Annotated in this window: 13 protein-coding genes and 1 pseudogene; 11 read left to right on the top strand and 3 right to left on the bottom strand. The window is 72.6% G+C overall.

Annotated features, from left to right (window positions below):
• Positions 1-550 precede the first annotated feature (550 nt).
• Both AC0682_RS23770 and AC0682_RS23765 read left to right on the top strand, forming a co-directional pair.
• The gene (locus tag AC0682_RS23770) at positions 551-1297 is read left to right on the top strand and encodes a transglycosylase SLT domain-containing protein (protein WP_254813144.1); all 747 of its coding nucleotides are present in this window, start codon (positions 551-553) and stop codon (positions 1295-1297) included.
• 223 nt (positions 1298-1520) lie between these two features.
• The gene (locus tag AC0682_RS23765) at positions 1521-3734 is read left to right on the top strand and encodes a terpene synthase family protein (RefSeq protein ID WP_478534998.1); all 2214 of its coding nucleotides are present in this window, start codon (positions 1521-1523) and stop codon (positions 3732-3734) included.
• 187 nt (positions 3735-3921) lie between these two features.
• Here the strand turns inward: AC0682_RS23765 and AC0682_RS23760 are convergent, their stop codons facing one another.
• Positions 3922-4422 carry a hypothetical protein gene (locus AC0682_RS23760; RefSeq protein ID WP_003971159.1) on the bottom strand — a complete coding sequence of 167 codons (501 nt, stop codon included), beginning with the start codon at positions 4420-4422 and terminating at the stop codon, positions 3922-3924.
• Positions 4423-4736: 314 nt separating this feature from the next.
• Here AC0682_RS23760 and AC0682_RS23755 point away from each other — a divergent pair, with 314 nt between their 5' ends.
• Both AC0682_RS23755 and AC0682_RS23750 read left to right on the top strand, forming a co-directional pair.
• Positions 4737-6314, top strand: a complete 1578-nt coding sequence (locus AC0682_RS23755; protein ID WP_478534997.1) for a hypothetical protein — start codon at positions 4737-4739, stop codon at positions 6312-6314.
• Between the two features lie 161 nt (positions 6315-6475).
• Positions 6476-6556, top strand: a pseudogene (locus AC0682_RS23750) (VWA domain-containing protein); the annotation flags it as partial.
• A gap of 38 nt (positions 6557-6594) precedes the next feature.
• Here the strand turns inward: AC0682_RS23750 and AC0682_RS23745 are convergent.
• A complete protein-coding gene (locus AC0682_RS23745; RefSeq protein WP_478534996.1) occupies positions 6595-8115 on the bottom strand; it encodes an alpha/beta fold hydrolase in 1521 nt (506 codons plus the stop codon).
• 213 nt (positions 8116-8328) lie between these two features.
• On the opposite strand from AC0682_RS23745, the gene paaK reads away from it, so the two are divergent.
• From paaK to AC0682_RS23725, 4 genes are all read left to right on the top strand, one after another.
• Complete coding sequence (gene paaK, locus AC0682_RS23740) at positions 8329-9624, top strand: phenylacetate--CoA ligase PaaK (protein WP_478534995.1); 1296 nt, start codon at positions 8329-8331, stop codon at positions 9622-9624.
• A 124-nt stretch (positions 9625-9748) separates the two neighbouring features.
• On the top strand, positions 9749-10639 hold the full coding sequence (locus AC0682_RS23735; RefSeq protein ID WP_478534994.1) for an ABC transporter substrate-binding protein: 891 nt from the start codon (positions 9749-9751) through the stop codon (positions 10637-10639).
• Positions 10636-11520 (top strand): amino acid ABC transporter permease, encoded by an 885-nt coding sequence (locus AC0682_RS23730; RefSeq protein ID WP_478534993.1) that lies wholly within the window; start codon positions 10636-10638, stop codon positions 11518-11520. Before AC0682_RS23735 ends, AC0682_RS23730 begins: the two co-directional genes overlap by 4 nt.
• Positions 11517-12284 (top strand): amino acid ABC transporter ATP-binding protein, encoded by a 768-nt coding sequence (locus AC0682_RS23725; protein WP_478534992.1) that lies wholly within the window; start codon positions 11517-11519, stop codon positions 12282-12284. Before AC0682_RS23730 ends, AC0682_RS23725 begins: the two co-directional genes overlap by 4 nt.
• Positions 12285-12318: 34 nt before the next feature.
• Here AC0682_RS23725 and AC0682_RS23720 read toward each other — a convergent pair whose 3' ends face one another.
• The gene (locus AC0682_RS23720; RefSeq protein WP_478534991.1) at positions 12319-13818 is read right to left on the bottom strand and encodes an acyl-CoA synthetase; all 1500 of its coding nucleotides are present in this window, start codon (positions 13816-13818) and stop codon (positions 12319-12321) included.
• 139 nt (positions 13819-13957) lie between these two features.
• On the opposite strand from AC0682_RS23720, the gene AC0682_RS23715 reads away from it, so the two are divergent.
• The 3 genes from AC0682_RS23715 to AC0682_RS23705 all read left to right on the top strand — a co-directional run bounded on the left by AC0682_RS23715 (position 13958) and on the right by AC0682_RS23705 (position 20045).
• Complete coding sequence (locus AC0682_RS23715; RefSeq protein ID WP_478534990.1) at positions 13958-14185, top strand: hypothetical protein; 228 nt, start codon at positions 13958-13960, stop codon at positions 14183-14185.
• 209 nt (positions 14186-14394) lie between these two features.
• Positions 14395-17835 (top strand): phosphocholine-specific phospholipase C, encoded by a 3441-nt coding sequence (locus tag AC0682_RS23710; RefSeq protein WP_478534989.1) that lies wholly within the window; start codon positions 14395-14397, stop codon positions 17833-17835.
• 284 nt (positions 17836-18119) lie between these two features.
• Entirely contained in the window at positions 18120-20045 is a 1926-nt protein-coding gene (locus tag AC0682_RS23705) for a serine hydrolase domain-containing protein (protein ID WP_478534988.1), read from the top strand.
• Positions 20046-20166 lie beyond the last annotated feature (121 nt).

The raw sequence follows: 20166 nt of genomic DNA, 5'->3' as shown, positions 1-20166 counted from the left end.
TGTGGGGATGTACGAGAACAAGAGCGAAAACAACGACCGGCGCAGGAAGCTCCCCCCCCCCCCCCCCCCCCCCCCCCCCCCCCCCCCCCCCCCCCCCCCCCTGTGCCGTGTCCGGACGGGGCAGCGGCGTACAGGCGCGGGCGTACGGGGCACAGGCGCGGGCGTACGGGGCACAGGCGCGAACAGGCAGGTGGACAGGGGCCTGTGCGGCGGCGCTCCGTGACGGGGGACTGACCGACGGCCACCCGAGGGGCGTCCCGGGGTGAGGCGCGCCACGAGACCCATGTCACCTACGAGCCGGGGTAGTGGGTGCGACCCCTTCCCCGCGGCCCGACGAAAACACCAAAAGGGATATTCCTTCTTATCTACTACTTATCCTAGTAATGGGGGTCATTGCCTCCTGTGTCGGCGGCCGTTAACCATGGATCCCGGCAAGCACCGAGACCGAGCCTGCGACGAGCGCCCCACGGCGGTCGGCGGCCGACCTCTCTCGGTCTCTGCTCACGCGGCCCATGGCCGCAGGCCCCGTCCCCCACAGGAAGAGCTACGCATGCCCCGCACCATCCGCATCACCCGCTCCCACAAGCTCGCCGCCGCCGTGCTCGTCGCGGCCGGTTCCGTCACGGCCATCACCGCGACCGGCGGGCAGAGCGAGGCGCAGCCCACCGCCGCAAAGTCCTCCATCGCCGCCGAGAAGGCCGCCACCGGCGCCCCGACGGCCAAGGAGATCGCCGCGAAGAAGGCTGCGGCGGAGAACGCCGCGAAGAAGGCCGCAGCCGCGAAGGCCGCTGCCGAGCGCGAGGCCGAGGCGAAGAAGGCCGCAGCCGCGAAGGCCGCCGCCGAGCGCAAGGCCGAGGCGAAGAAGGCCGCCGACAAGGCGCGCTCCGAGAAGCAGGCCGCCAACCGCTCCACCGAGCGCAAGGCCGTGGCCGCTCCCAAGAAGGCCGCCCCCGAGAAGACGGCCCCCAAGAAGTACGCGGACGACCTCGACGGCTGGATACGCGAGTCGCTCGACATCATGAAGAAGAAGAACATCCCCGGCTCCTACGAGGGGCTGCACCGCAACATCATGCGCGAGTCCAGCGGCAACCCGAACGCCGTCAACGACTGGGACGTCAACGCGCGCAACGGCATCCCCTCCAAGGGCCTGCTCCAGGTGATCCAGCCGACCTTCGACGCGTACCACGTCAAGGGCACCCCGAAGAAGCTCACCGACCCGGTGGCCAACATCACCGCCGCCGCCAACTACGCCGCGGACCGCTACGGTTCGATCGACAACGTCGACTCCGCGTACTGAGTCGATCCCCATCGAGTCGGCACGCACCGACTCGACCCCGCACACCGAGCGGGCCGCCCCACAGAAGGGGCGCACAGAACAGACGCAGACCGGGCGCCGACCAGACCGCCATTAATCTGACTAATCCCTCTGGCGCGTGCCCCGGTTGGCCGAAGGGTAGGGCTGGCGCGGACACCATCGGTCCGCGCTCGCGCGCGGAGCCTTCCGGAAAGGCCTGACGCACATGGCACAGCCCTTCTCACTGCCGGACTTCTATGTTCCGTATCCGGCCCGGCTCAACCCTCATGTGGAGGCGGCACGGACACACACCCGGGAGTGGGCACGCGGGATGGGGATGCTGGAGGGATCCGGCATCTGGGAGGAGAAGGACCTGGAGGCGCACGACTACGCCCTTCTCTGCGCCTACACCCACCCGGACTGCTCGGCCGAGGCACTGTCCCTGGTCACCGACTGGTACGTGTGGGTCTTCTTCTTCGACGACCACTTCCTGGAGCTGTTCAAGCGCACGCCCGACCGTGAGGGCGCCAAGCGCTATCTCGACCGGCTGCCCGCCTTCATGCCGATGGAGCGCGGGGCTGCCGTGCCCGAGCCGGAGAACCCCGTCGAGGCGGGCCTCGCCGACCTGTGGGAGCGGACGGTCCCCGCCATGTCGGACGCCTGGCGGGCCCGGTTCGCGGTGGCGACGGAGAACCTGCTCAACGAGTCGCTGTGGGAGCTCTCCAACATCAACGAGGGCCGCATCGCCAACCCCGTCGAGTACATCGAGATGCGCCGCAAGGTCGGCGGCGCCCCCTGGTCGGCCGGGCTCGTGGAGTACGCGGCGAACGCCGAGGTGCCCGCCGCCGTGGCCGAGTCGCGCCCGCTGCGGGTCCTTCGGGACGCCTTCTCCGACGGGGTGCACCTGCGCAACGACCTCTTCTCGTACCAGCGCGAGGTCGAGGACGAGGGCGAGAACAGCAACGGGGTCCTGGTCCTGGAGAAGTTTCTCGGGTGCACGACCCAGGAGGCCGCCGAGGCCGTCAACGACCTGCTGACCTCGCGGCTCCACCAGTTCGAGAACACCGCTCTCACCGAGCTGGGCCCGCTCTGCGCGGAGAAGGGCCTCGACCCGGCGCAGACCGCTTCCGTCCTCGCGTACGTCAAGGGGCTCCAGGACTGGCAGTCCGGCGGCCACGAGTGGCACATGCGCTCCAGCCGGTACATGAACGGCGGCGGGGCCGGGGAGGCGGTGGCGGGCTTCGGTATGTCCGCCGCCTCGATCAGGTTCACCCTCCGCTCGGAGACGTCACGGGCCCGCAGCCACAGCCACCGGCCCTTCCAGCACGTCGGGCCCTCGATCGTCCCCGACCTGAAGCTGCCGTTCTCCACGACGCTGAGCCCGCACCTGGAGGGGGCCCGGCTCCGGCTGGTCGACTGGGCGCGCCGCATGGGCATCCTCCAGGCGCAGCCGGGGGTCCCGGGCTCGCACATCTGGGACGAGGAGCGGATCCTGGCGATCGACCTCCCCCTCTGCGCGGCGGGCATCCACCCGGACGCCTCACCGGACGAGTTGGACATCTCCTCGGCGTGGCTGGCGTGGGGTACGTACGGTGACGACTGGTTCCCCGTGGTGCACGGGCGGACCAGGGACCTGGCCGGGGCCCGGCTGGCCAACGAGCGGCTCTCGCTCTTCATGCCACTGGACGGGGAGGCCGTCCCGGAGCCGGTGAACGCCCTGGAGCGGTCGCTGGGCGATCTGTGGCAGCGGACGGCGGAGCCGATGGACCTGGACGGGCGGCGCTCCTTCCGGACCGCGATCGAGTCGATGACCGAGAGCTGGCTGTGGGAGCTAGCCAACCAGGCGCAGAACCGCATCCCTGATCCGGTCGACTACACCGAGATGCGGCGGGCGACCTTCGGTTCGGACCTGACGATGAGTCTGTGCCGGCTCGCCCACGGCAGGAAGGTGCCGGAGGCGGTCTACCGCAGTGGCCCGATGCGGTCCCTGGAGAACGCGGCCGCCGACTACGCGTGCCTGCTCAACGACCTGTTCTCGTACCAGAAGGAGATCGAGTACGAGGGTGAGGTGCACAACGGGGTCCTGGTCGTGCAGAACTTCTTCGGGGTCGACTACCCGACGGGCGTACGGATCGTGCACGACCTGATGGAGTCCCGGCTGCGGCAGTTCCTGCATGTGGCGGAGGTCGAACTACCGGTCCTGTACGACGACTTCGCCCTCGACGCCGAGGCGCGCGAGGTGCTGGCGGGCTACGTCCAGGAGCTGAAGCACTGGCTCGCGGGCATCCTCATCTGGCACCGGGGCTGCCGCCGCTACCGGGAGGAGGACCTGCGACGCGGGCACGGCGCCCCGCAGATCCTCGCGGGGCCGACCGGACTCGGCACCTCGGCGGCCCAGGTGACCCGGCTGATGGCCGAACTGGCGGGCAGCAGGGGGTAGTTTCCGGCCCCTTCGGACGGCACGGCCACCGCCGGACGCCGAACGGCCCGTCGCGACTGACACGCGGCGGGCCGTTCGCCATGCCCGAGCACTCCCGCGGCCGGACGCTCCGGTGGCCGGACGGAGGGAGGGGTCGGGCATGAATACCAGCCGCCCGGCATATTCGGGCGGCCTATGCAGAGACGTTTCAGCCCTGCTGGAACAGCTCGGCGGGCAGGGGCTTCAGAAGGGTGTAGAGATCGTCGGTGATGGGTCGGTCCCAGCTTGCGATGGTGACGAGCACGCCGTCGCTGCGGTCGAACTGGACGCAGGCGATACGGCTCTCCGAGAGCTTCACCCGGCGGACGATCAGCAGGTTGTCGCCCTGCATCACGGGGACGTCCTCACTGCTGACGACCTCGATCGGCTCGTCGTTCTCCAGGGCCAGCAGCAGCTGTGCGACCTCGAAGGGAACCTGGCCCTCCTCGGTCTCGCGGGCGGGCGAGCCCTCCGGGAGATTACCGATGATCATGGCCGGGCCACGGCCGCCGTACAGGTCGTAACGGAGGAACACACCCTGGCAGCTGCCGTCGGGCGCGGGGAGCAGACCGGCGCCCAGGTTGCCGGGCCAGTCCCCCGGATCCATGGCCAGGACATCGAAGTCCGGGCCCGCGGGTGTTGCGGCGCTGCGGCGGCGGAGGAAGGACATGCTCACATGGTACGTGGCCCGGCTCACGTTGCGGAGCCGGGCCCGGGCCCGGCCCGCCCGGGGTCCGGCCTTCCGGCCACCGGCGGACATCGTGCGCGGCACCCCCGCCCCTACCCTCTCGGCACCGCGTCGGCGCACGTTCGGGCACACCCTCGACTCTTCCGCGTGGAATCGGCGCAAGTTCCTGCACGACGGGCCCGTGTGCCGCATACCGTTGGATCACCGCCGTGCCCGGTCCGCCGTGGCAGCGGCGGGCGCGGAAACGGCGGTGCGCCGCGAGACGGACACGGCGATGCGCCGGAGAAGAGGACAGGATGACGGTGGAGGGCACAGTGGGCGGGCTGGAAGAGCGGGTGGCGGGACGCGCGTGGATGGTGCGTCTGGACCCGGCCGACCGGGGCGGTACGGCGGTACGCGTCTCGTGCGGGCGTCCGGGCTGCGCCCCCCAGGTCCTGCCGTCCGCCGCCGTCGGCCGTACCGCCGCCGTCGCGCACCTGGCGACGCATCTGCGGGCCGCGTCCGGGCCCCGGCCCGAGGCGTACTGCGCCTGCCGGGCCGAGGACTGCCACACCCATGTGCGGACCGACGGCCCCCGCGACCGCGCCCCGGCGTCGCGGTGCGGGGGCCCGGTCGTCCTGGCCGTCATCAACGACCGGCAGGGCCGCTGGTGGCGGGCCCTGGAGTGCTGCGCGCGCTGTGCGGCCGCCCACCCCTCGGCGAAGGTCGTCGCCACGGCCCCGGCGGTCACCGCCCCGTCCGCCGCCGGACCCACCCCGTCCGCGGACCCGGTGGGAGGGGCCCGGTCCGCCGCGCCCAGGCCGCCCGCCCAGATCGGTCCGCAGTTCTCCCACGCCGCCTCGTCCCCCGCCCCCGGCCCCCAGGCGGCACCCGCCCCCCGTCCCCCCCGGCCGCGTCGCAAGCGCCGGTCCGGGAAGATCGCGCAGCGGATCGTGCCGTTCGACCTGCACCCCGTCGCTCTGCGCGAGGAGCTGATCGAGCTGGGCGATCTCTTCCGCGCCTACCAGCAGCGCCCGGAACCGGATCTGGCCGAACTCTCCGAGCTGCACTCCCGCAAGGCGAAGGCCTTCAGGACCTGGGCGGAGGTCAGCGGGGAGACCGAACTGCGGCTGGAGGCGGAGCGTGCCGAGCAGGCGGCCGCCGCCGCTCTCCTCCAGCACCAGCAGCGCACCGGCCAGAGCCCGGCGGGCGACGGGCAGGTCACCAGCCGGCTGCTGCCCGGCCTCACGCAGTGGGACCACGCACGGGCGATCCTCGCCCACGTCGCCGAGCACACCCCGGTGCCCGGCGCGGAGGCCCGCCTCCTGGCGCTGCTGCTGACCCTGCGCTCGGCGCTCACCGGCACCGGCAACCTGGTGGGGCAGGACGTCAGGGGGCTGCCCCTGACGGATCCCGAGGAGCTGATCGGCCGGCTCGTGGAGAGCGGCTGGCTCTCCTTCCCCGGTACGGTCGAGGAGTTGCTGGCCTCCCGCCCGGAGAGCCCCACTCCGATCACCATCCCCTCCCTGATGCCCGACGAGGACGGCCCGGGTCCCTTCGTCTTCGGCCGCAAGACACGCCCCAAGCTCAGCGGCTGGGCGCAGCGGGTCGTGGGCGACAAGAAGCTGCGCAAGAAGAAGACCGGTGCCGATGTCCGGCTGCTGGCCCTGGCCCTGGCCGTACGGACCAGCGCCGACGGGCGGCTGGGGCCCGAGGGCCGGGGCGTCGAGGTGGAGCCCCTCGCCTCCTGGTGCGGCGTCGAGCCCGAGGGGCTGGAGCCGCTGGTGGAGCAGTTGACGGTGGCGGACTGGCTCACCGAGGCCGAGTTCGCCGACGGCCTGCTCCTGGGGCGGCTCACCGAACGGGTGCTCCCGGTCAGCTGCCCGCTGGCCTGAGCCGCCTCCCCCGCGGAAGGTCCCGCGCGTCCTGGTCCTGACCGACCGGATCCGGCGCTCCCCGAGCGGCACGGCGGACTACCGCTGGGCGAAGGCGGTGGCGGCGGCCGGGATGGGGCGGACGACGGGGGCGGACCGTTCCACCGGGCCCTTGCCGTCGCCCAGCGCCGCGCGAGATCTCGGACGCCGAGCTCTACCGGGAGGTCCTGGCCGGGCTGCCGACCTGGATCGCGGCGCGCGAGGAGCGCACCGACGGGTCCCGGCCCCGCCGGGCTGACGGTCAGCCCAGGCCGAACGACCGGAGCGCGGCGAGGAACGCGTCCGGCCGGGTGGTGTGGACGAGGTGGCCTGCATCGATGGTGACGAACTCGGCGCCGGGGATGGCCTCCGCCAGGTGGGCCAGCTGCTTCTGGTCGACGTGGCTCGTCGCGCCGCCGCCGATGACCAGCGTCGGGGCGGTGATCTCCGACAGCCGCTCCCGGGCCGCCGGGTCCGGGGCGTTCAGCTGGGCGTCGGTGTGCGGGACGACGGGCCAGTCGAAGTCCAGCTCGCCTTCCGGGCGTACGGCGGCCGGGCGGGGCGGGTCGAGCGGGATAAGCGCTGGGGCGTCCTCGATGACGAGCCGGCCGATGAGCCCCGGTTCGCGCTGGGCGAGGAGGCAGGCGGCCACCCCGCCCATGGAGTGCCCCACGACGGTGGCACCGGCCAGGTTGCGGGCCTCCAGGAAGGCGTGCAGGTCGTCGCGGAACAGTTCGAAGGAGTAGCGGCCGGGCCAGTCGCTGAGCCCGTGGCCCCGGAAGTCGGGGGCGTACACGCGGTGTTCGGCGGCCAGCTCCTCGGCGATCCGCGTCCAGGTGAGGGAGGAGCCGGCCCGGCCGTGGAGGAGGACGACGGGCGGGGCGGCGGGGTCGCCCCACACCCGGTAGGCGAGCCGGACCCCGCCCGCCGACACGCTCTGGACCTCCTCGTCGAGGAAGGCCGCGACCGTACGGGAGAAGGCGCCCGGATCGTCGAGCCACGGGAAGTGCCCCGCGCCTTTCTGGACGGTGAACTCGCCGTACGGGAAGAGCGCGGCCAGCTCCGTCGCCCGGTCCGGGCTCGGGTGGCCGTCCAGCTCCCCGGCGAGGACGAGGACCGGCGCGGTCAGCTCGCGCAGGGCGGGGACGGTGGCGGCGGGTGCGTAGGCGCCGTCGTCGTACCGGCCGCGCGCCTCCGCGTTGGTCTGCCCGGCGGAGGCGGCGGCGTGGGCCTTCGCCGTCTCGTCCCAGCGGCCGTAGGTGAGCGGCCGGACGGCAGGCCACAGCTCGGCGAAGGGCCCGCCGGCGAGCAGCGCCTCCTGGGCGGCCCGGGCCTCGGGGTACCAGGGTTCGCCGCTGCGCAGCCGGGCCGCGTCGCGCAGGTCCTGGTGGGTGACGGGGATGCCGGCTGCCCGGGTGGAGGGGGTGATCAGGGTGAGGGTGCGCAGCCGCTCCGGGTAGCGGGCGGCGTACAGCTGGGCCAGGTCCGCACCCGCCGAGTGGGCCAGCAGGTCGATCCGGTCCAGGCCGAGGTGTTCGCGCAGCGCCTCCACGTCGTCGACGAGCCGGTCGCACCGGTAGGTCGCGGGGTCCTCGGGTACGGCGGAGTCCCCGGTTCCGCGCAGGTCGAGCAGGACCAGCTGCCGTACGGCACCGAGCCCGCCCAGGTCCCCCAGGCAGGCGCTCGCCCGCATCGGGCCGCCGGGCAGGCAGATCAGCGGCTCCCCCTCCCCCACCAGGTGGTAGGCGAGCCGGGTGGTGTCGTACGCGGGAAAGGTCGGCATACCGCCCATCCGAACAGGCGCACGGGGTTGCGCGCAACGGGCTTCGCCACGAGCCGATCCGCAGAAGCAGGCGGGAAGCAGCCGGCGAGCCCCGCCCCGGTCCGCAGGGATGATCCGTGCGCCGCTCTTGCCAGCGCCCCCGGCCTCCTGAATTACTGCTCCCAGGAAGATCGACCGAATGATCGGTCGCCCGGTTCGGGAGGAAGGGCCCTGATGACAGCCATGCTGGACGCGGCGGAGCGGCTCGGACGCGCGGAGCTGGAGGCCCTCCAGCTGGAACGGCTCCGTACGACCCTGCGGCACGCCTACGAGAACGTCCCCTTCTACCGGGCAGCCTTCGACGGGGCGGGACTGCGGCCGGAGCACTGCCGTACGCTCGCCGACCTCGCCCGTTTCCCCTTCACCACCAAGGCCGATCTGCGCGACAACTACCCCTTCGGGATGTTCGCCGTGCCGGAGCGGGACGTCCGCCGCATCCACGCCTCCAGCGGGACGACCGGGCGCCCGACCGTGGTCGGCTACACCGAACGGGACCTGGACACCTGGGCCGACGTGGTCGCCCGGTCGATCAGGGCGGCGGGCGGCAGGCCCGGCCACAAGGTCCACGTGGCCTACGGCTACGGGCTGTTCACCGGCGGGCTCGGCGCGCACTACGGGGCCGAGCGGCTCGGCTGCACGGTGATCCCCGCCTCCGGCGGGATGACGGCCCGCCAGGTGCGGCTGATCCAGGACTTCCGCCCCGAGATCATCATGGTGACGCCGTCGTACATGCTGACGCTGCTGGACGAGTTCGAGCGGCAGGGCGTCGACCCGCGTGCGACCTCCCTCAAGGTGGGGATCTTCGGCGCGGAGCCGTGGACCGAGGCGATGCGCCGGGAGATCGAGGACCGGTTCGCGATCGACGCGGTCGACATATACGGGCTCTCCGAGGTGATGGGTCCCGGGGTGGCGCAGGAGTGCGTGGAGACCAAGGACGGGCTGCACATCTGGGAGGACCACTTCTACCCGGAGGTGGTGGACCCGTTCACCGGTGAGGTGCTGCCCGACGGGGAGGAGGGGGAGCTGGTCTTCACCTCGCTGACCAAGGAGGCGATGCCGGTGATCCGCTACCGCACCCGGGACCTGACCCGGCTGCTCCCGGGGACGGCCCGGACGTTCCGGCGGATGGAGAAGGTGACCGGGCGCAGCGACGACATGGTGATCCTGCGCGGGGTGAACCTGTTCCCCACCCAGATCGAGGAGATCGTGCTCCGTACGCCCGCCGTCGCCCCGCACTTCCAGCTCCGGCTGACCCGGCACGGGCGGCTCGACGCGCTGACGGTCCTCGCGGAGGCGCGGCCGGACGCGACGGCCGGCGCACGGGAGGGAGCGGCGCGGGCCATCGCGGCGGCGGTGAAGGACGGCGTCGGGGTGTCGGTCGGCGTGGAGATCGTGGACCCGGAGTCGCTGGAGCGTTCGGTGGGCAAGATCCGACGGATCGTGGACCTGCGGGAGACCGGGGCGGAGTGAGTCAGGCCCCCCGAAGAGGGGCCTCCCACCACGGAGTTCACACGTCCGCAACACCCCTTCTCACTATGCGGGCAGTTGCTCGAAAATCTCGACAGGGACGCCCGCGCACTGCGAGTCTCCCGCTATGCATCTCGCCAACCGTTCCCTGGTCGCCGCCGTCTGCTCCGCCGCCGTCCTCCTCGCCGCCCTCACCGGCTGCGCCCCGCAGCCGGAGGCCGGGCCGCAGACGAGAGGATCGGGCCAGGCCGGCGGGACGGCCGACGCGTGCGCGCCGGGCAAGCTCGCCACCGAGGTCCCGGGGAAGCTGACCGTGGGCACGGACAAGCCCGCGTACGCCCCTTGGTTCTCCGACGACGAGCCGTCCAACGGCAAGGGGTTCGAGTCGGCGGTGGCGTACGCCGTGGCGAAGCAGCTCGGTTACGGCCGCGACGCGGTGGTCTGGCAGCACACGCCGTTCAACAGCGCCTTCGCGCCCGGCGCCAAGAAGTTCGACTTCGACATCAACCAGGTCTCCATCAACGAGGATCGGAAGAGGGCCGTCGCCTTCTCCTCGGGCTACTACGACGTGCGTCAGGCGGTCGTCGCCCTCAAGTCGTCGAAGGCCGCGAAGGCGACGAGCCTGGCCGATCTGAAGGACGTCAAGCTGGGCGCCCAAGTGGGCACCACCAGCTTGGAGTTCATCAACGACCTGGTGAAGCCCGACCGGAAGCCCGCCGTCTATCAGCGCAACGACTTCGCCAAGTCGGCGCTGAAGACCGGCCAGGTGGACGCCATCGTGGTGGACCTGCCCACCGCCTTCTACATCACGGGGGCCGAGGTGCCGGAGGCGACGGTCGTCGGCCAGTTCCCCAACTCCACGGACAATCCTGAGCAGTTCGGTCTGGTGCTGGACAAGGAGTCCGCCCTCACCTCCTGCGTGAGCGGTGCGGTGGACGCCCTGCGGAAGGACGGCACCCTCGCCGCCCTGGAGAAGGAATGGCTCTCCGACGCCGTCGACGCGCCGGTGCTCAAGTGACGCTGCACAAGACGCCGCCCGTGGTGGGCACGGACACCTACACCCCCTCCGAGCGCAGGCTCGCCCGTGAACGCCACCGCCGCGCCCGCACCCGGCGGGCCACGGCCATCGCCGCGACCAGCACCCTGGTCACGGGGGTGGTGCTGTACTTCCTGATCACGGGGTCCCCGGGCTGGCAGCGCACGCAGGAGACGTTCTTCAGCCCGCACTACGCGAGCGAGGCACTGCCCAAGGTCCTGGAGGGCCTGTGGCTGAATCTGCGGCTGCTGCTGATGTGCGGTTGCGCCGTGCTGGCGCTCGGGCTGCTGCTGGCCGTGGCCCGTACGCTGCGCGGTCCGGTGTTCTTCCCGATCCGGGCGCTGGCCACCGCGTACACGGACTTCTTCCGCGGACTCCCCCTGATCATCTGCCTGTTGATGGTGGTCTTCGGCGTGCCCGCGCTGCGTCTGGAGGGCGTGACCAACGACCCGGTGCTGCTGGGCGGCGCGGCGCTCGTGCTGACGTACTCGGCCTACGTGGCGGAGGTCTTCCGGGCCGGCATCGAGTCCGTGCACCCCTCGCAGCGGGCCGCCGCCCGGTCGCTGGGGCTCAGCAGCGGCAAGACCCTGCGGTTCGTGGTGCTGCCCCAGGCGGTACGCCAGGTGGTGCCGCCTCTCCTCAACGACCTGGTCTCCCTCCAGAAGGACACCGGTCTCGTCTCGATCGCCGGTGCGGTCGACGCCGTGTACGCGGCGCAGATCATCGCCAGCAAGGACTTCAACTACACCCCGTACGTGGTGGCGGGACTGGTCTTCGTCGCGCTGACCATCCCGATGACCCGGCTCACCGACTGGGTGACGGCTCGGATGGACCGGCGGCGGGCGCAGGGAGGACTCGTATGAGCACGGCACCCGCGCCCGGAGGCCCGGTGCTGCGGATGGAGGCGGTCCGCAAGTCGTTCGGTACGTCGCTGGTGCTGCGGGACGTGGACCTGGAGGTCGCCCCGCACACGGTGACCGCGCTGATCGGCGCCTCGGGGTCCGGCAAGTCGACGCTGCTGCGGTGCGCCAACCTCCTGGAGGAGGTGGACGACGGGGCGATCTGGCTGGACGGCGAGGAGATCACCGACCCCCGGGCCGACGCGGACGCGGTGCGCCGCCGGATCGGGGTGGTCTTCCAGGCGTACAACCTCTTCCCGCACCTCACCGTCCTGCAGAACATCACCCTCGCCCCGCAGCGCGTCCACGGCCTCTCCCGCGCCGATGCCGAGGCGCGGGCGCGCGAGCTGCTGGAGCGGCTGGGGCTCGGGGCCAAGGCCGACGAGTACCCGGACCGGCTGAGCGGCGGTCAGCAGCAACGTACGGCGATCGTCCGGGCGTTGGCGGTACGGCCCCGGCTGCTGCTCCTCGACGAGATCACCGCCGCCCTGGACCCGGAGCTGGTGGGCGAGGTGCTGAACCTGGTCCGCGAGGTGAAGGACGAGGGCATGACGATGGTGATCGCCACCCATGAGATGGCCTTCGCCCGCGAGGTGGCCGACCAGGTCTGCTTCCTGGACGCGGGCGTGGTACTGGAACGCGGCGCCCCGCAGGAGCTGTTCGGCGCGCCCCGGGAGGAGCGGACAAGGTCGTTCCTGCGCCGGATCGTGGAGGCGGGGCGGCTGTAGAGGGGGCTCGGGGCGGCTGTGAGGCGTACCGGCCTCAGGCCAACCGGTCCCGCAGCTCTCGCTTGAGGATCTTCCCGCTGGCGTTGCGGGGCAGTTCGTCCACGAACACGACCCGCTTGGGCGCCTTGAAAGGGGCGAGCTTCTCGCGGGCGTGGGCGATCAGCTCGCTGCCGCTCGCCTCGCCGCGCAGGACCACGACGGCGGTGACGGCCTCGATCCAGTGCTCGTCGGGCAGGCCGACGACAGCCGCCTCGGCGACGGCGGGGTGGGTGTAGAGGGCGTCCTCCACCTGGCGGGAGGCGACGAGGACGCCGCCGGAGTTGATGACGTCCTTCACCCGGTCGACGACGGTGAAGTAGCCCTCGCTGTCGCGGACCGCCAGGTCGCCCGAGCGGAACCAGCCGTCGCGGAAGGCCTCCGCCGTCTCCTCGGGCTTGTCCCAGTAACCGGTGCAGAGCTGGGGCGAGCGGTAGACCACCTCACCCGCCGTGCCGTCGGGGACCTCGCGGCCCTCCTCGTCGACCACGCGGGCCTCCACGAAGAGGACGGGCCTGCCGCAGGACTCCATCCGCCCCTCGTGCTCGTCGGGCCCGAGGACGGTGGCGAGCGGGCCGATCTCGCTCTGGCCGAAGCAGTTGTAGAAGGCCAGACGGGGCAGGCGGGCGCGGAGCCGTTCCAGGACGGGCACGGGCATGACCGACGCCCCGTAGTACGCCTTGCGGAGGGCGGAGAGGTCGCGGGTGGCGAAGTCGGGGTGGTTGGAGAGGCCGATCCAGACGGTGGGCGGGGCGAACAGGCTGTCGGCCAGCCCCGCTTCGACCAGGTCGAAGATCCGGCCCGCGTCCGGCCCGTCCAGGATGGTGTTGTCCGCGCCGACCGCCAGATACGGCAGCAGGAAGACGTGCATCTGGGCGGAGTGGTAGAGCGGCAGCGCGTGCACGGGCCGGTCGCCCGCCGCCAGGCCGAGGGCGGTGATCGCGCTGACGTACTCGTGGACCAGGGCCCCGTGGGTCATCATCGCGCCCTTGGGCAGGGCCGTGGTCCCTGAGGTGTAGAGCAGCTGCACCAGGTCCCCGGAGCCCGGGGCGACTTCCGGGGTGAAGGGCCGCTCGGTCCCCAGGGCGTCCAGGAGCGAGCCCGGGGCGTCGTGCAGAGCCCGTACGGGACGGCCGGCGGGGACGCGGTCCGCGAGGTCCGGGTCGGTGAGGACGAGGGCGGAGCCGGACTGGTCGAGGAGGTAGGCCAGGTCGTCACCGGTGAGGTTCTGGTTGACCGGTACGTGGACGAGCCCGGCCCGCGCGCAGGCGAGGAAGGCGATCAGGCAGGCGTCGGAGTTGTGGGCGTACGAGGCCACCCTGTCCCCCGGGTGCAGCGCGTGATCGCCGGTCAGGACGGCGGCCGCGGTGGACACCGCCGCCTCCAGGGCCCGGTAGCTCCAGGCCCGGTCGCCGTACCGCAGGGCGGTCCGTTCGGGGGCGCGGCGGGCGCTGCGGGTGAGGACGCCGTCGACTGTGCAGCTGCGTACACCGGTCATGGCGCGATCCTGTTCGGCCGGGCACGGCGGGTCAAGGGGGTGTCGGGAGTGTCGGGGAGTGTCGGGACGGTGGAGAGGCTGCTGAAGGTTCCGGCTCCGGTGGGTCCGAGCCGGGAGGCCGAGGAGTCGATGCGCGGGTGTGCCGCCGGGTACGACGCGTGGACCGGGCGCCTCGCTGCCCGCCATGTGCCGGCCCTGGACCGTCACCGCATCGCCGACCCCGTCTGCCGGGGCGCCTCCTGGGCGCCTGCTGGGTGCGGCCGGTCACCGCACGCTGGGCGGGGCGGCGCACGGCTTCGCCCTCCCGGTGCCCGGCGGGCAGGGGCGTGCGGTCGACGGCACCACCTGGGTCGCCCGCATCGCCTGACCGGCCGTCGAGGAGGTCCTGCGCACCTCGCGGCACCGTGGCGGGGCATTCCCGGTGGAGCTCCGGGACCAGCGCGGCCCGGGCACCGAGGTCCGACGGCGAACGCCGTGTTGACGTGCGGAGATCGTTCGCTGCTCCGGCATGAACACTGGGCGAACCCCCGGCCGGCGGGGTTTCGGGTGAGCTGGACCGCGCCCTACTCTCCGGGCATGCCCGACATTTCACGTCGCAGGGTCCTCGGTACAGTCGCCGCGGGCTCCGCGCTCTCCGTCCTGCCCCCCTCCCTCCTTCAGGCCATGGCCGCGCCGATGCCGCGCGGCGGTCTGCGGGGCATCGAGCATGTGATCGTCCTGATGCAGGAGAATCGTTCCTTCGACAGCTACTTCGGCACCCTCAGGGGGGTGCGCGGCTACGGCGACCGGACGGCGCTGCGACTGCCCGACGGCGCGAGCGTCTTCGAGCAGCCCCGATCGGCAGGCCCGGCCGTCCTGCCGTTCTCCGCCCGGAAGGCCGCCGTCGACGCGGGCCGCCCCGAAGGCGACATCCAGTACCTCGGCTCGCTGCCGCACGGCTTCGCCGACGGAGTGCAGGCCCGCGCGAACGGCTGGTGGAACGACTGGATCGCCGCCAAGGGGCAGAGCACCATGGCCTACTACGACCGCCGGGACATCCCCCTCCAGTACGAACTGGCCGACCGCTTCACCATCTGTGACGCCTACTTCTGCTCCGTCTTCGGATCAACCAACCCCAACCGCAACTACCTGTGGACCGGCACCACCGGTTTCGAGCCGAACGGCGGCGGCCGGGCCGTCACCAACGCCGCGTACTCCTACACCCACGCCGGCTACGACTGGACGACCTACCCCGAACGCCTGGAAGCCGCCGGAATCTCCTGGCAGATCTACCAGGAGTGGGACAACTTCACCGACAACGCGGTCGAGTACTTCAAGCCGTGGAAGCGGATCGGCCGCAAGATCCTGGACGCCGCCGGGTTCCCGTACGCCACCACCGAGGAGTTCTACGACAAGCTGTGGGCCAGGAGCCCCGCCGAGCGAGAGGCCGCCCTGGCGAGGTTCCGCACCGGCGTGAACTCCCTGACCGGGCAGGAACGGCGGTTGTTCCAGCGCGGTGCCCACCGCTCCGAACCAGGCACCCTGCTCAGCCGCATCAGGACCGACATCCGCAACGGGACGCTCCCCAAGGTCAGCTGGGTGGTGCCGACGGCGGCACTGTCCGAGCACCCCGGCGCGTCCACCCCCGCCGGCAGCGCAGGCCTGGTCTACGGCCTGCTGGACGCCATCGCGAGCGACCCCAAGACCTGGTCCAGGACCGCGCTGTTCATCAACTTCGACGAGAACGACGGCTATTTCGACCACGTACCGTCCCCCACCGCCCCCCGGCCCGAGAGCGGCAGCGGAGACGACTGGGTCGGCGGGCGCCCCGTGGGCCCCGGCCCGCGCGTACCGATGACCGTGGTCTCACCGTGGACCGTCGGCGGATTCGTGGCCTCCGAGGTCTTCGACCACACCTCGGTGATCCGCTTCCTGGAGAAGTGGACCGGAGTCCACGAACCCAACATCAGCGCCTGGCGCCGCAGTGTCTTCGGCGACCTGACCTCCGTGTTCGACTTCGACCGCGCACACCGGCAGCCCGAGGTGGCGCGGCCGGGCCCGGTACCCCCGCCGATCGGCCGCTGGAACCCGGTACCGCCCGCGCAGCAGGCACTGCCCGCACAGGAGACCGGCGTCCGTCCCACCAGACCCTCGCCCTACCTCCTCTCGCTGCGCGCCGACGTCACCGAAACCGGGGTGTCGCTGGACATCGGCAACCTGCACCGCTCCCGTGCCGCCGCCGTCACCGCGTACGGCGCTGACGGCACTGCCCCGCGCACCTGGACCGTCGCCGGCCGGGAGGCGGCCACCGGCACCTTCCCCCAGGGGCCCGACGGATACGACCTCCAGGTGCACGGACCGGGCTGGTCCCGGTGGGAGCTGCGCGGCAGCGGGGTGGGCGCCGAGGCCCACGCGGTGGAGCGGGTCGGCGCGCGGAGCGTCCGGATCACGTGCAGCAACCCCTCCGCCCGGACCCGCACGCTCCTCATCGGCGAGACCACGTACCAGCGTCGCGGCCAGGAGCGGATCCGGACCGTCAGGCTCGCGCCGGGCCGCAAGCGGACCGTGACAGTACCCCTGGCCGAGCACGGCTGGTACGACATCGTCGTCCTCGACGAGAGCGATCCCCGCTTCCTGCGCCGGATGACCGGTCGCGCGGCGGAGGGCGACCGGGCCACCACCGACCCCGCCACCGGGACCGCACCGGCGCTGGCCGCGACGATCACCCTGCCCGAACCGCTGCCCCCGCTCAAGGCCCCGCTGGTGCAGGGCAGCCCCGCCGAGGTCGCGGTACGCATACGCAACCAGGGCCGGGGCAGGCTCCGCGACCCCGAGGTGTACCTGGTCGCCCCTGACGGCTGGACGGTGGAACCCGTCAAGGCCGCCCCTCGCACCCTCCCCGAGGGGGGCTCGGCCGAACTCCGCTTCACGGTCACCCCGCCCGTCGGCGCCACCGCCGCGACCCTGATCGCCACCGCGCGCGCCGAGGGCTCCGGGCTGCTGCGGATCGCCGACGCCCGGATCCGCGCCGAGGTCGCCCCCGCGGTCAGCATGGAGCTGACGGCCCCGGCCAGTTCGCCCCGTACCGACGGCTGCGTACTCTCCCCGGACAAGCCGCTCACCGTGACCGCGACCGTCACCAACGCCGGGAGCACCCCGCTCACCGACCTGGCCGGCGCACTCGCCGTCCCGCCCGGCTGGAAGGCCGCCCAGGCCCCCGGCGCCCCCGCCTCGATTCCGGCCCGCGCCTCGGCGGACATCGTGTGGGAGGTCGTGGCCCCGGCTGCCGCGGCCCGTACCTCCGCGACGCTGGAGGCCACCGTCGGCGCGCGCTCGGGCCGGGGCAGGGTCGAGCAGACCGGTTCACTGGCCGCACGGGTCGGCCCCGTCATGACCGGCTACCTGCTCGCCGAGGACTTCGAGTCCCTGTCCGGGCACCTGGCGCCGGCCGCCGATCTGAGTCGGCCCGGTCTGACCGGGTGGACCCGGACCGCGCCCGAAGGCTGGACCGTCACCAACGCGCCGGGCATGCCCCAGGGGACGAAGGAGCTGAACGGCTGGTCATTCCTCTCCCGGCAGTTCTGGTTCCCGGCGGGCCAGGAACGCGCCGCGTTCCAGCGGGCCCTCGGCATCGTCGCCGTCGCCGACCCGGACGACTGGGACGACACCGGCAACCCGGCCGCCCGCGGCCGCTTCGACTCGACGCTGACCACGCCTGCCATCACGATCCCCGCGGACACCCCGACGCTGCACCTGGGTTTCGACTCCCACTACCGCCAGGAGAGCCCGCAGGAGGCCGAGGTCACGGTGGCGTTCGACACCGGCGCGAGTTCGCGCGTCCTGAACTACTCCAGCGCGGCGTCGGGGAACACCAACGCGGGCCGCGACCAGCAGAACCGCCTGGTCACCTGCTCCTTCCCCGTACCTTCCGGAGCGACATCGGTGAAGGTCGGCTTCCGGGTCCACAACGCGGGCAACAACTGGTACTGGGCGGTGGACAACATCAGGCTGGGCAGCAGCCCGGTCACCGATTCCTGACCCGGCCCCCGGCCCGGCCGCACCTTTGCCGAGCCTGAGTGCGGGACCATCCCGGCGGGCGCGGGGACGGTCCCGCACATCCGTCAGCCGTGCGGCCGAGGGAAGAGGTCTTCTGATGCCGGGTCAGGTTCTCTGCGGGACCGGAGGCGTACGAGGCGGCGGAGGCGCCGGTAGCCTCGGCGGCGGCAGGAACTTTCACTGCTCGGCGGGATTTCGGAAGTTGCTTTCGCGCCGGGGTCGTGGCGCGGGCGGCGGCCGGCTCCGGGCACGGGAAGGAGTTGCGGATGAGCGGGTACGCGGCGGGGGACGGGGCGCCCGCAAGGGCCGGCGGAGCCACCGGGAGCGGCATCGGCCGCCGGAGACTGGGCGGCGGGATGCTGGCGCTGGGCGGCGCGCTCGTCCTGGCGCCGGTCCCCCTGGCCGGGGCGGCCGAAGGGAGAGCACCGGGCGCGGACCCGGCGACGACGGATACGGGAGCGGCAACGGGCATGGCACCAGGGACACTTCCGCACCGGCCCACGCTGCGGCGCGGCAGCGCGGCGCGTGCCGGGCTGCTCCAGGGACCGCTGGACCAGCTGGTGCGAGAGGCGGAGGCGTATCTCGCGGACTCCCCCAAGCACCCCTGGTACGCGGGCGCGGTGCTGCTCGCCGGGCGGGGCGGGACCGTGGCGCTGCACCGGCCGATCGGCAAGGCGGTGCGCTATGCGGCGTACGACGAGACGACGGACACCGGGGTGGAGTTCCCTCCGGAGCGGCAGATCCCGATGGCCGAGGACACCGTCTTCGACCTGGCCTCGATCTCGAAGCTGTTCACGTCGATCCTGGCGGTGCAGCAGATCGAGCGCGGGGCGCTGGAACTGGAGGCCGCGGTGGCCACGTACCTCCCGGACTTCGCGGGCGGCGGCAAGCAGACCATCACGGTCCGTCAGCTGCTGACGCACACCTCCGGTTTCCGGCCCTGGATCCCGCTCTATCAGGAGCCGACCCGGGAGGGGAAGCTCCGGATGCTCTGGAAGGAGGTCCCGGCGTCCGCCCCGGGCAGCGCCTACCTCTACTCCGACCTCAATCTGATCTCGCTGCAACTGATCCTGGAGGAGATCACCGGGCGCACTCTGGATGTCCTGCTCCGCGACGAGATCACCGCTCCGCTCGGGATGCACCGCACGCGCTACAACCCGCCCGCCTCCTGGAAGCCGAGGATCGCCGCCACCGAGGACGCCCGGCTGCCCTGGTCCGGCCTGGAACGCGGTCTGGTCTGGGGCGAGGTGCACGACGAGAACGCCTACAGCTTCGACGGGGTGGCCGGGCACGCCGGGGTCTTCTCCTGCGCCTGGGACCTGGCGGTCCTCGCCCGTACGCTGCTCAACGGCGGGGTCTACGGCCGCTCCCGCATCCTCGCCGAGGATTCCGTCGACCTCCTCTTCACCGACTTCAACACCGCGTTCCCCGGCGATGAGCACGGCCTCGGCTTCGAGCTCTACCAGCACTGGTACATGGGCGCGATGGCCACACCGCGCTCGGCGGGCCACACCGGGTTCACCGGGACCAGTCTGGTGCTCGACCCGTCGACCGACACGTTCCTGGTGGTGCTGGGCAACTCGGTCCATCCGGTGCGGAGCTGGCGCTCGGGCAGCGCGCCCCGGGTGGCGACGGCCAACCAGTTGGCGCGGGCGGTGCCGGTCCGTCCGGAGCGAGGGCGTACGGCCTGGTTCTCCCAGATGGCGAGCGCGTCGACCGCCACGCTGACCCTGCCCGCCCTGCGCCTGGACTCCGTACGCGCCCGGCTGGAGTGCGGCCTGTGGTGGGACACCGAACCCGGCTCCGACCGGCTGGTGCTGGAGGTGTTGGAGGTGCCGGCGGGGCAGGAGTGGCGCCCGGTTCCGTTCACCACGGTGAGGTCGGGGCCGGATGCCGGTCACGCGGGTTCGGGGCCTGGCCGCCACCGGCCGGAGCCGCGGCCCCATCCGGAGGGCTGGGTCTCCGGATGGTCGGGGCGGGTCTGGCACCGGCTGGAGGCGGACCTGGCGGCGTGGCGCGGGAAGCGTGTCCGGCTCAGGTGGCGCTACACCACGGACCAGCTGTACGTGGGGCGCGGGGCCTACGTGGACGCCCCGCGGGTCGGGGACGGCGACCGTACGGTCTTCGACGCGGCCCGGCCCCGGGACGCGGGGCGCATCGAGGCGGCGGGCTGGGTGCTGTCGGCGGACTGAGCGGTGGGGGGGGGGGGGGGGGGGGGGGGGGAAGAAAAAGGGGGGGGGGGGGGGGGGGGGGGGGGGGTGGGGTGGGGGGGGGGGGGGGGGGTGGGGGGGGGGGGGGGGGGTTGCGGTCTGT

The organism is Streptomyces sp. NPDC043746 (assembly GCF_056436485.1).
The sequence above is the reverse complement of the archived record's forward strand: the minus strand, read 5'-3'. Positions and strand labels throughout refer to the sequence as shown.